Source organism: Bradyrhizobium sp. 87, from assembly GCF_023073015.1.
Taxonomy (GTDB): Bacteria; Pseudomonadota; Alphaproteobacteria; order Rhizobiales; family Xanthobacteraceae; genus Bradyrhizobium; species Bradyrhizobium canariense_D.
Genome location: NZ_JADPIQ010000062.1, coordinates 1 through 12532, shown reverse-complemented (window position 1 = coordinate 12532; position 12532 = coordinate 1). Strand labels below are relative to the sequence as shown.

The window sequence follows — 12532 nt, the reverse complement described above, 5'->3', positions numbered from 1 at the left end:
TTCACGATCCTTTGCTCAGTATGGTCCAGATACCGCCACATGCGATAGCAACTCCGTAAGGCAGCGGGGCGTGTCGCAAATGGCGCCAACGCTCGATCGCGTAGATCCGCCGTACGAGCGACGATCCGGCGGGTGCCAACCTGGGATATGGCAGGTGGCGCATCATCAGATGCCCCAAGGCAAGAACGCCGCCGGCCAGCACGGTGACCGTTAGCAACTGCATCACGCCGCTCGGCGGGAGACCAACCGCCAGGGCAACCAGCAGCTTGACATCGCCGCCACCAATTCCTCCGCGCGCGTATAGGACAAAAAGCAGCAGAAAGAGGATCGCGGCTGCGATCAGCGACACAGCGACTTGAATCGGGCTAGGCAATTGACCGGCGATCCCGAGGAGCGCCAGCGCGAGACAAATTTCGTTTCGGATCAGGCGCGTCGCAACGTCCATCGTTGCGACATAGAGCAACAACAGGATTTCCAGGATCGAGGCTGTGGGAGCAATCCAACTCATGAAATGCACGGTTCAAAAAAGGTGGAAGGCAAACTAGCGGGAGCACTCCTGCGGGAGGGGGGCAGCTTGGATTGCCCCCCTCTGGCGCCAAGATGGCCGTATCAACCAGCGATCGCGGTGGCGAAAGCGGTGGTGATTGCGGTGATCCCGGTCGTTAACGCCGCCCCGATCTGTCCACCGGCTCCGCCACCGAACACAGCACCCACTGCGCCAACGATGCAAACCGCGACGATGATGTACTCGAATGACACCACGCCATCCTGGTCCGTCCGCAGACGCTTCAACGCTTCCTTGGTCTCGATGTAATATTGCAACATTGGAAGAATCCCTTCTTTCAAGATGAATTTGCAGACACCTCGGCAACTTCCAGCGGCTGCGGATTATATCCGGCCGCCAGCGATAAACTATCCATTAAATGTTTATTAGCGTCAATATTTAATATATAATGCCATCCTGAATTAACCGCCGCAAAACGCGCCGTCGTGACAACCCAAAAATCGATAAAACGTCGTAATACAAAGACGATAGCCGGCCAACAATCGGAATCCTGGGCAGAGCGCTGGCTGAGAGCCATTAAAGAATCACCGGATTATTACGGGTGGACGGCGATATTATAATTTGATTATTCGGAAATTCGATATTTATGCAAAGCCGATGAGCTGTCGGAGTGCATCCAACCCTTTCAATCCACTCGCATATGACCGGCGGATGCAGCGACGACACCAGCGTGCATGGATCAAATTTCGCGAGGTCGGCCGGATGACCTAGCGCGCCGTCTGCAAGCCGTTGATATCGCCCGTGCGGTAAGCGCTATGAATGCCTTGATGGCCTCGTGCCTCTCACACCGCACCTCCTCGGCCTCTGGCTTTGCAGCGATTTGCGTCGTCAAGCGAAGTTGGCCTCCGGGACGAGGCCATTTGATCCTTCGTCGTCCGGCTCGGCGTCGCTACTGGATTGCCTCGTCCATCGGTTGCTTGACCGGTTACTTCTGCCGGAACGACTGATTGAATGACATCGCGAGCGGCCCGACGATGTAATCAAACGCGGTTCGCTGGACGGTCGGGATCATAACGGTCGCCGGCATGCCAGGGTACAGGCGAATGTTCGGCATGTCCGCCAACTCACTCTGATCAATCCGGACAAAGGCCGTGTAGTACGGCGCATTTGTCTTGGGATCAGTGAGGCGGTCAGCCGAAACCTGAATGACGTCGCCGTGAATGATCGGGACGATGCGCTGCTTGTAGGCAGTGAGATGGACTTCGGCGCGCATATTGGGATGTACGTCGCTGATGTCCTCCACCGCAACCTGGGCTTCGATGGTGAGTGCGTCCTCGGCCGGTACGATGTCGAGGATCTTGTCGCCGCGCTGGATGACGCTGCCGACGGCGAACACGGTCAATCCCACGACCCGGCCGGTATAGGGCGCCCGAATTTCCATGCGACCCAGGACCGACTTTGCACTCAACGCCTTCGGAATGACCTCGAGCAATCTGGCCTGCGTGTCACGCAAGTCCTTGGTGACATCTGTCATCCGATCATTGTCGAGTTGGGCGATCTGCTGCTCTTGCTCGGCGATGGCCTGTCGGGCCTTCGCGATACCGGCTTTTGTATCGGCAATCTGGCCTTCCAAACCGTACGCCGTCCGCTCCAGCTGGAGAATTCGCGGACGCGCAATCAGGCCCCGTTCGACCAACGGCGCAAGATCCTTTGCCTCGTTGCGGACCGAGTTGATCTGATCGGTGAAGGCCTTGACCTGTGCCTCGGCGCCCACAATCTGTGACCCAAGCTGGTTGATCTTCTCGCGAATGACGCTTCGTTGCCCGTCAAGCGATGCTCGCCGACTGTCGAACTGATTGAGCTGACCGGTCCATACGCTCTTAAAGTAGCGGTCATCAGAGCGCGCCCTCAAATCGGCCGGCATGGCCAGCTCGGATCCATGATCGAGCTCCGTCAGGAGCCGTACTTCCGTTGCACGAAGCACGGCATATTGTTGTGTGAGCACCTCATACTCGGCACGGACCTGCGTATCGTCCAAAACGATCAGGAGGTCGCCTGCCAGCACCCGCTCCCCTTCTCGGACATGCAGTTCCCTGACAATGCCGCCATCGAGGTGCTGAACGCTCTTGCGGTTGCCGTCGACCTTTACGATAGCATTTGCAACCACGGCGCCGTTGAGTGGTGCCGTCAGCGCCCAGGTGCCGAATCCGCCGAAAAAGATGGCGATGATCAGCCATCCCGCGAGTGCTACGCGACGAATCGAGTCGCTCGGTGCACCGCTCCTGAGTTGATCAGTCGTCGAGCTCGGCGCTAATGCGCGTGGTTTCGACCAGCTTGTAAACTCCATCAGCGCCATGACCATGTCCTAACCCGTCGTCTCGCGGACCGTGTGGATCGGTACGGGCCTCGTCAGACGGGCCAGGATCTCGGCGCGCGGTCCGAACATCTCGACGACGCCTTCACGCAGCACCAGGATCTTGTCAGCCACGCCGATGGTGGCCGGCCGATGGGAGATAATCACCACCGTCGTGCCGCGCTTCTTGAGTTGAAGAATGCAATCGGCGAGCGCGGCGTCTCCTTCGGCGTCGAGATTGGAGCTCGGCTCGTCGAGCACGAGAAGGCTCGGATTGGCGAAGATGGCGCGGGCAAGACCAATACGCTGACGATAACCGCCCGAGAGTATGGCGCCGCCTTCTCCCACCTGCGTATCGTAGCCATCCGGCAGGCGCAGGATCATCTCGTGCACGTCCGCCATCCGCGCCGCCAGAATCACCTCCCTGTCTTCGCCCTCCTGGAATCGGCTGATGTTGACGGCAACAGTGTCAGCAAACAGCTCAATATCCTGGGGGAGATAACCGATATGCTGGCCGAGTGACGTCTTGATCCAGCTCGAGACGTCCGCCCCGTCCAGTCGCACCGCGCCAGCAGATGGCGCAAGCACACCGACCAGATGACGCGAAAGCGTGGATTTCCCGGCGCCCGAAGGACCAATGATGCCCAGTACTTCGCCCGGCTCGATTGCGAACGATACCCCGCGCAGGATGGGCTTCGAACCAAACGGCGGCACATAGGAGAGCCCCTCGACCGAGAGTCGGCCCTGCGGGCGCGGCAGCGTCAAACCGACCTCCCGTTGGGGATCGGCTTTCAAGAGCTCGCGGATGCGCAGGAATGCTCCACGAGCAGATACAAGATTGCGCCAAGATCCAACGATCTGCTCTACCGGCTGCAGGGCTCTTCCGAGCAGAATGCTCGCGGCGAACATGGCGCCGACGGTTGCAAGTCGCTCGATCACGAGATAAGCGCCGAGGCCAAGTATCATCGACTGCATGGCAAGCCGCAGAAAACGGATGATGCTCTGCATGGTGGCGGCGCGATCGCTCGCAGAGACCTGCCGTTCAAGCATGCGGGTGCGATCACGGGCCCAACGCCTCAGCAGCCCTTCGGTCATGCCCATCGCCCGCACCACTTCGGTATTGCGCAGGCTCATCTCGGTAAAGCTATAGCTCCGGGAAGCCGCCTCGCCGGCCTCCGTCAACGGCAGCTTGACCCGCCACTCGTTAAACAGGGCCATAAGAATCAGCAAGATGGAGCAGCCCAATGCGAACGCCCCCAGGAACGGGTGCAGCACAAAAATCACGGCAATGTAGATCGGCGCCCAGGGCAGATCGAAGATCGCATGGATCCCCATGCCGGTGACGAACTGGCGGAAGGTGTCGAAATCGCGCAGCAGCTGGCTGCGCGCGCCGCCGGCGCCAGCGGAGCGATGAATGATCGCCGTCATCACGCGCGCCGCGATCGTCTGGTCGAGGCGAATGCTGGCGCGGGTCAGCACGCGGGCGCGTACGGCATCCAGCCCTGCCAGCGCCAGAAACGCCATCAACAGCGCGATCGTGAGCATCAGCAGCGTGATCTCGCTGGCGCTTGAGATCACCCGGTCATAGACCTGCAGCATGTAGAGCGGCCCGGCCAGGTAAAGCAGATTGATCGCCAAGCTGAAGATCGCGGCAGTGACGAAATAGCCCCGGCAGCTTTGCAGCAAACGCCGGAGTTCGTCGGGTCTTTTGAACGGAGTACTCACACAGATCAGCGGAAAATCCGCCCCTCTTCAAAATCACGCCGTAATCCAAAGTCAGGGCCGCAACATTCGCCCCGACCCATTTCCTCGCAGCGCATCAGGCCAGATGGTCGTGGTAGCTGATGAGCGTTCCCGTGTTCTTGTCTGCCTCGGTTTGGAAGCCCGCGGGGTCGTACTGGCCCAACAGGGTAATATTGGCGGTATGGACTCCGTCGGTCACCGACAGGGTTCCTCCAGCACCAGCCTGATTTGCGACATAGCTCGCGGTCGTGCCGGCCCCGAATGCCACATCGAGGAGATCCAGGTGGTCATCCCCGTTAAATCCGGACACGACCCCGCTAAAGTCGAAGGAGTCATGGAGCACGATTGTCCCGGTCGCTTGGGCATCAAGCGCTACATTCGCAGATGAGGCCGCTCCGAATTCGAGTGTGGCCGAACCGCTAATCTGAGCCGTTCCGTTACCGCTGACATTGCCATCGATTGTGACGTTGCCGCCATTGGCCCACAACACGCCGGTGTTGATGAGGTCGCTGTGGACCTCCAGTCCACCGGTTCCGGTTGCCTCGAGCGTGCCGGGGTTGGTGACGGCGTTAGCTCCGGTATCGATGTCGAGTGCATTGGTGCCGGTGGCGATGATCGTGCCTTCATTGACCAGCCCCATCACCCCATCGCCGAGGTGGCCGGCACCGGAGATCGTGTTGTCCACGTTCGTCAGCGTGACGTCGGAGACCGTTCCGGTGATCACGTTCTCGCTGCTGTCCGAAAGGTCGACATGGCCGCCGCCCTGCAGTGTGATGCCATGCTCGATCAGCTGAAGGTCTGTCTCGTCGCCTGTCGAGTTCAACTCCATCGTGCCGGTGTTGTCGATGACACCGGAGAGCGGTAGGATCGCGCCGTCGCTGATCACCATGTGGCCGGCGTTTTCAGTGACCGGCGTTTGATCGAAGACGAAGTCGCTCGCGGTGAGCGATGAGGCGTCGACCCCATTTAGCGTGATCGACTGGCCATCGGCGAGCGTGATCACCGCATTGCCGGCAGCATCGTTGGCCATGTGCGCCTGGATGTCGCCAAAGCCGGTGAAGTTGGCATAACCGATCAGATCGATCTGATCCGAGGCGGCGTCGAAGCTATAGATCACGTCATGACCGATCGGCTGCGAGAACACGAACATGTCGTGGCCGCTCGAGCCGGTCAGGTTGTCGTCGCCTGAGAGCGCGAAGATCGGCGATCCCGGCGCATAGGCTTCGACGTTGTTGGTAACCATGGCGAGCCCGGTACCGCCGCTACCGTCGCTCCAGGTCTGAGACATATGTAACGAAACCGCACCTGCATAACCGACGGAGGCAGTGATCGAGAGTGTCGAGACGTCATTGGTCTGGACGGTCCAGGTGCCATCCCCGTTGTCCGTGCCTTCGCTCAGAGTCCACCCCGAAGGAACACCAGTAATACTCACGCTCACTGCGCCGACGTGATCCGCCGGATTTGTCAGGCCAAGGTTGATGGCTTCGCCGGCTATGCCAGCGGGAGCGAGATGGGCCTGAGTGATGTTAGTCAAGGTGACCCCTACAAGGTCGACCAAGATGTCGTTAGCGGCGTTCTGACCTGTTCCGACCTGCTCAAAAACGTAGCTATGAGCGGTTCCTCCGATATTCGCTACGAACGCAACCGCTGCGCCAGTGCCAGTCGCTATGTCGTTGTTGTGGAGATACTGCACAACCGCTGCGACGTTAGCGGTAGACGTCAGGGTCAGTGCTGACCCAAAGGCATTAGCGTCATCGAATGTGATGATGCCGCTCGTGATGGCATGCGATTTCACCGTTTGACCGGAAATGGTCAACGTGGAGTCAGCGCCGTCAGTGCCGGCGGTATTGGCCGTTACGTTGGTGACCGGCAGATTGAGGATGTCATTGGCGCCGGTCGTAACGAAATCGGTGATTATGTCATAGCCAGAAATTGTACTGACATCTCCCGAGCCCCCAACGGTGCCGAGAGATTGTGTGCTGTTGACGATGAACGTGTCGATACCGCCTCCACCGGTCATCATATCAGCGCCGGCACCTCCGGTAAGGGTGTCGTTGCCCAAACCGCCGGTAAGAGTGTCGTCGCCCGAGCCAGCCTTGAGAATGTCATCACTGTCTCCGCCGATAACGATAAAACCTCCCGACGTGACTGCGCTTGCATCCAAGTTAAGCTTTCCATTGCCACTGATACCAGTCGCATCGACGGTCAGTGTCCCATTATTTTGGAAAGTCGAAAGGAATGTTACGTTGTCGGTATGATTTCCGCTGTTAGTGTCGACTAATTTGAAAACTTCAAAGTTTGTGAGAAAGAGGTTTCCCACGCCGTTACCAAATGTGAATGGTCCAGGGGCGCCACCCGTGACGATAAGCGTGTCCGTGCCGGTTCCGCCTGTGATGTTATCTGTACCGTTCAAGGTCGAATTTGTTCCATTTAGCGTGTTCGTGCCGCTGGCGTAGAAGATGACGTCGGTCGAACTCGTCGTCAGCGTACCCGGGTTGGGGCTCTCCTCGTTGATGGTAACGATGTCGCTATCGCTCAATCCCCCCTGATCCGTCGTAGTGATCGTCAAAGTATCGGCGCCGACGAACGTGTCAGTAGGGTTGTAGAGAAGACCATTCAAGGCGTTGTTGATGTTCGTCACCGTCCCGGAGAAGGTCATGGTGGTGTCGGTCGTACCGTCACCGGTGGTGAACGAGAGGCCGGTGGTACCCGACAGCGTCAGCGTGCCGTGCGCGACCGACAGCGTCACCGTCTCGGTTCCAGCGCCTACGTCAACGTCGGAAATTGAGATCAGTTTGGCGCCATTGAATGTCACGTTGGTATTTTGCACCACCTCCTGCGTACCGGGCACCGTATTCACCGGCGCATCGTTGGCGCCGTTGATGGTGACCGTGAGCACCGCAGTGTCGGTAAGATTGCCCGGGTCCTTGACAGTATAATTGAAGCTGTCGGTAATGGTCTGGCCGCTGTTGAGCGCCTGTACTGCCGAGTCGCTGTCATTCACAAGATAGGTGTAGGAGCCGTTGGCGTTGAGCGTCAGCGTGCCGTGTGCGCCCACCAGGCCGGAGCCCAGCGTGCCGACCGAGCCGGAGCCTTCGACCGCCCCGGTGCGGACCGCCGATACCACCAGTGATGCGTTGGTGTTGTCGACGTCGGTATCGTTGGCCAGCACATTGCCGGCAGCGTTAGAGCCCGCGGTGCCATTGTTGGTGCCGCCCGCCTCAGTGGCCGAGCCGGTGTCGTTGACGCCCACCGGCGCGTCGTTGACCGGCGTCACATTGATGGTGTCGGTCACGGCCACGCTGTTGGCGGCCCCGTCATTGGTGATGATGGTGACAGTGCGCGCCAGGCCCGACGGGTTGTCGCTGGTGTTGAAGTAGGTCACCGAGTCCAGCGCGGTCTGGTAGTTCGCGACGCTGGATGACCCGGTCAAAGTGAGCATCCCGGTCGCCGCGTTGAACGATCCGGTGATGCCGTTCTGGTTGGTAAAGCCCAGCACATCCTGGCCATTGACGTAATTGCCGGTGATCTGCACCGTCGCCGAGACGAGATTGGCGTTGTCGACGTCGGACACCGTCAGCGCCGGGTCGATCGCGGTGGCGGCGTGGTTTTCCGTGTAGTTCAGCGTGTGACCAGCGACGCCCACCGGCGCGTCGTTGGTGCCGGTGATGGCGAAATTCACCGCCGTGCTGGCGGTGCCAGTGCTGCCGTCCTTGACGTAGACCGTGAAGTTGTCACTGACGCTGGCGCCGCCCGCCAACGCATTGGTGTCGGGGTCGGCGTTGTTGAGCGCGTAGCTCACCAGCCCGGTCGCGCTGGTCAGCGTCGCCGTGCCGTAGATGCCGGTCTTGCTGTAGGTCACCCCGCCGTCGCCGGTCGCCCAGCCACCCGTGGTGGTCATCGCCGTGTTGTCGTAAACCGCGCTGTCGCCGGTGTCCGGATCGGCCTTGGTCTGCGTGATGCTGGCCGACGCCGTTCCCGCCGTGCCAACCCCACTTTCGACCAGCTGAACGCTTTGCGCGCCCGCCGTAACCGTCGGCGCGTCGTTGGTGCCCGTGATCGTGATCACAACGTCCTGGGTCGCGGTCGCGCCCTTGTCGTCCGTCACGGTAACCGTGAAGGTTTCAGTGTGGCTCTCGCCCGCCGCCAGATCCTGGTGGGTGGCGTTGTCCAGCGTGTAGGTCCAGACACCCGTCGCGGCGTTGACCGCAAAGCTGCCATACGTCCCCGTCGCGCCGCCGCTGTAGGCCGCCGTCGCGCCATGGTCGACGTCGCTCGACGTCACCTGACCCGTCGCCGTCAGCGTCGTGTCTTCCTGAACCGAGCCGGCCTGCGCCGAGCTCGTGATCACCGGCGCGTCGTTGGTGCCCGTGATCGTGATCACAACGTCCTGGGTCGCGGTCGCGCCCTTGTCGTCCGTCACGGTAACCGTGAAGGTTTCAGTGTGGCTCTCGCCCGCCGCCAGATCCTGGTGGGTGGCGTTGTCCAGCGTGTAGGTCCAGACACCCGTCGCGGCGTTGACCGCAAAGCTGCCATACGTCCCCGTCGCGCCGCCGCTGTAGGCCGCCGTCGCGCCATGGTCGACGTCGCTCGACGTCACCTGACCCGTCGCCGTCAGCGTCGTGTCTTCCTGAACCGAGCCGGCCTGCGCCGAGCTCGTGATCACCGGCGCGTCGTTGGTGCCCGTGATCGTGACGGTGACGATCTTGTCGACCGTCGAGGTGCCGTCAAACAGATGGACCGTGAAGGTCTCGGTCTTGGTCTGGCCCTGCGCCAGATATTGGATCGCGCTGTCGGCAACCGAGTAGTTCCAGGTGATCACCCCGCCGGTGCCGGTGGTGTGCGAGTCGTCGGTGGTGACCGACGCCGTCAGCATCCCGAGCGCCCCGGCCGACGGAGTCACACTGGTGACGCTGTGGGTGTCGGAAAGGTCGACGTCGCTGAACGACAGCGTGCCGCTCGCCGTCTCGCTGGTCGGATGGGCGTCCTCAGTCACCGCGCCGCTGGCGCTATTGCCGGCGCCAACCGTGATCACCGCATTGTCGTTGGTGCCGGTGATGGTCACCGTCACCGTCTGGGTAGCCGTCGAGCCGTGGCCGTCGTTGACGGTCACCACGAAGCTCTCGGTGAAGCTCTGACCTGCGGCTAGATACTGGGCGGCCGAATTGTTAAGCGCATAGTGCCACTGCACCGAGCCGTTGGCGGCATTGGGCGCCTCGTTGACAGGGTCGAGCGAGAAAGTGCCGAGTGAAGTGGTGTTAGAAGAAGCTGCTGCGAACGAGGCCGAATGCGTGTCGTTGAGATCGGCGTCGTTGAAACTGATAGTGCCGGCCGCGCTCTGCGAATCCGAGACATCGGGTGTGGCATTCGCGTCTTCGACCACCGAGCCGCTCTGCGGACTCGATGTGATGAAGACCGAGTCGTTTGCCCCATTGAACTGGAGTGTCACGGTCGCCCAACTGAGCGTGCCATTGCCCAGCTGGATCGCGTAGGTGAACGTGTCAGTCAGCGTTTGCCCGGTCGCCAGCGCCTGAAGCTGAACGTTGATGTCGCCCTTGTCATAATGAACGGTGCCGTCCGCTTCGATCCAGATGCGTGCACCGAGGGCGCTGCGGTCACCGGTTGCGGCCATTCCGGCGGCATCGCTGCTGTACGCTACATCTTTGACCAGTAAGTCCGCTGGTGCGTAGTTTTTGGTGGACGCGGAGGAGCTCATTCCATCGTCCAGGGAGAACAGCGTCTTGGCCGCGCCCCCAAGATCATTTGCCAGCACGTTCAAGATGAGAATGTTGCTGGCGTCTTCCGCAAACGAGAAAATGTCCGTGTTGGCTTGCGGAGTATTGCCGAACGAAACTGTGCTGCCGCCGCCCGTTGCCTGCGTCGCCATAGCTTAAATCCTCTGGATGATGCGCCGTCCGCATTCGCGGACCGGCACAAATTGCACAATGGCGCGGGGATGATCGGCCGTTGCCTTGCCTATGCTGCTGAAGAAAGATGCCGAGCTACTCAGCATCCCTATCGTCCTGCTCAGCGCTTCGTGCCGCTCAAGCCTGTTTAGGGCTAGAGCCGCTCCGAGCTTGCGAGCGAATGTCGTGTGCACGGTCGAGCGCCCGACAGCTGCCATGTTTGCAAACCGCAAACTTGGCTGGATCGAAAAATCGAAAATTGACGGAGAAGAATTCGAAATTTCCCGCGCCCGAGTGAACATTGCTACAAAATGCGTGCACGTCATTCGCAACCTCGCCTGCCAATGCAGAGCAGAGAGCGTCGCCGCAAAATCAATTCACGCAAATTGGTAGCGCTCGCTCGAACGGCGATAGGTCCGCCGACCGCAGCTCCATCAACTGCTGCCAAGTTACGCGAAAGATCTAGCGGTATCCCCCTTGCCCATCGTGGCCAGTGCTTGGCCGCCACGTTTGGCAATTATTGATTTTGCAATATTCGCCACTTCAGAAGCGACCACCGTGGCCAAGAAGCGTCACGATCATCCACTCCCCGATTAAATCGAGCCTATTTTAAATTAAAGCGCCAGTCTATTTATTTATTTATACGCCGCATTTAATGATTAATGCATGAAAATCAAGAAGAAGGAGGCTCTTGCGCCACTCCTTGCGAGGCGACCCCGGAATTTTACGGCTTTTACCCTGATGCACTCCGTCCGCGAGATGGTCATTGCTTCGCGTAGATCGACAGTCGCAGGGAGCCAACTGGAGCCAAACTCAGCCCTATCTGCGAAGACGAGGCATGAAAGCAACAGCCTCGCAATGCGTCGCGCGTGATTATTAACTTACGCACCCGACGCGCTCCAGGTCCGCCCGCCGTGACGCGGCGAATTTGGCTTTCGGCGAATTTGGCTTTCAATGTGATGCTGGTCATCCTCATGGAGGGCGGCAGCCGTCATTGTCGCCGGGGGCCCACGTTCCAGAGTGTGAGACCATCGGCGGGACTCAAGGGTGGCGCGCTCCTAGAGCGAGGCGCGTAGCCAGACCGCTGACGCAACCCAACTGCTGGGTTATCGCTCGGTAGCCGACGCACGTGCCCTGGAGGGCGGCGAGGAGTCCTCGGCTGGGATTTCTGACATTGCGATGCTCGCGCATGAAGCTTCGCATCTCGTGCTGCCGTCCCGTTGCAGTCTCGTTGGCTTTACCGCGCAGCGGGGGTCGGCGAGCAAGCATTCGAAATCCATGTGAAGCTTAAACCGAAAGCAGTTCCCGGTCGGCTTACAAATGGAACCAAATTGACCGCCATTAAATGAGAAATTTGATTATGTCATATAATCACGATGACTCCATCGCAAAAACAAAAAATATGTTGGGGGAAAACATGGGAGGTTGAAATGGAAGCTGCCCGCCGCCTGCGTGCAATGGCGCTGCTGTGCCGACAGACTGCCGCACTCCAACCTGAGAGAAGCTGGAAACTGCTTGCAGAGGCAGAGTACTGGGAGCATCTGGCGGCTGCGGCTTCAGCTCATTGAGCTTCGGTGGAGTATTCTTTAGCTTTCGCTTTTCGTCGACTTCTTACTTCAAATCATTTCTGAGGCATGTGATGTCGAGTACGCGTCAGATTTTTTCTAGTGCTGTTCTGAATGAACGGCACCAGGCGCTTCTGGAGGAGCTTAGAGAGGTGGAAAAGCTTCGAAGTAAGCTCCGACATGTAGAAGCAAGAACAAGAAGAAAGCGTACCAAAGCGAGCGGCAGAGCAAGAGCCGTTTAGAGACGGCCGGGACCGCAGTAGCGAGCCCCGGTGACGACGTCGCTGCGACATGTCGGCAACCAGCCAGGCCGCGGTGCCTCACAATGCTCGAACTAACTCGGCGGCGAGACCGGCCGTCTATTCAGGATCGCGCGTTAGCTCCGACCTTCATTCGACGTTGCACTTCGGAACACAGCAACGAGTCGATCGCCTTGCCAAAGCTCAACGTCGTGCTCGTC

The 12532-nt window shown here is 59.6% G+C and carries 7 protein-coding genes; 1 reads left to right on the top strand and 6 read right to left on the bottom strand.

All coding sequences use genetic code 11. From position 1 onward, the window contains the following. Position 1: 1 nt before the first annotated feature. The 6 genes from IVB50_RS15515 to IVB50_RS15490 all read right to left on the bottom strand — a co-directional run bounded on the left by IVB50_RS15515 (position 2) and on the right by IVB50_RS15490 (position 10488). Positions 2–466 carry an A24 family peptidase gene (locus IVB50_RS15515; protein WP_247296289.1) on the bottom strand — a complete coding sequence of 155 codons (465 nt, stop codon included), beginning with the start codon at positions 464–466 and terminating at the stop codon, positions 2–4. A 143-nt stretch (positions 467–609) separates the two neighbouring features. Next, on the bottom strand, positions 610–825 hold the full coding sequence (locus IVB50_RS15510) for a hypothetical protein (protein ID WP_085352040.1): 216 nt from the start codon (positions 823–825) through the stop codon (positions 610–612). A 17-nt stretch (positions 826–842) separates the two neighbouring features. Beyond that, positions 843–1082 (bottom strand): hypothetical protein, encoded by a 240-nt coding sequence (locus tag IVB50_RS15505; RefSeq protein ID WP_247296287.1) that lies wholly within the window; start codon positions 1080–1082, stop codon positions 843–845. A 408-nt stretch (positions 1083–1490) separates the two neighbouring features. Beyond that, positions 1491–2861, bottom strand: a complete 1371-nt coding sequence (locus tag IVB50_RS15500; protein ID WP_204513902.1) for an HlyD family type I secretion periplasmic adaptor subunit — start codon at positions 2859–2861, stop codon at positions 1491–1493. Between the two features lie 9 nt (positions 2862–2870). Then, positions 2871–4583, bottom strand: a complete 1713-nt coding sequence (locus IVB50_RS15495) for a type I secretion system permease/ATPase (protein ID WP_026233537.1) — start codon at positions 4581–4583, stop codon at positions 2871–2873. A 94-nt stretch (positions 4584–4677) separates the two neighbouring features. Further along, positions 4678–10488, bottom strand: coding sequence for a VCBS domain-containing protein (locus tag IVB50_RS15490; protein WP_247296283.1), 5811 nt, complete (start codon positions 10486–10488; stop codon positions 4678–4680). A gap of 91 nt (positions 10489–10579) precedes the next feature. Here IVB50_RS15490 and IVB50_RS15485 point away from each other — a divergent pair, with 91 nt between their 5' ends. After that, on the top strand, positions 10580–10900 hold the full coding sequence (locus IVB50_RS15485; protein WP_247296281.1) for a hypothetical protein: 321 nt from the start codon (positions 10580–10582) through the stop codon (positions 10898–10900). Positions 10901–12532: the final 1632 nt, after the last annotated feature.

Coding starts and splice junctions, on each gene's coding strand:
- IVB50_RS15485 (WP_247296281.1), top strand. CDS start 10,580: ATGCTGCTGAAGAAAGATGCCGAGCTACTCAGCATCCCTATCGTCCTG.
- IVB50_RS15500 (WP_204513902.1), bottom strand. CDS start 2,861: ATGGCGCTGATGGAGTTTACAAGCTGGTCGAAACCACGCGCATTAGCG.
- IVB50_RS15490 (WP_247296283.1), bottom strand. CDS start 10,488: ATGGCGACGCAGGCAACGGGCGGCGGCAGCACAGTTTCGTTCGGCAAT.
- IVB50_RS15510 (WP_085352040.1), bottom strand. CDS start 825: ATGTTGCAATATTACATCGAGACCAAGGAAGCGTTGAAGCGTCTGCGG.
- IVB50_RS15505 (WP_247296287.1), bottom strand. CDS start 1,082: ATGGCTCTCAGCCAGCGCTCTGCCCAGGATTCCGATTGTTGGCCGGCT.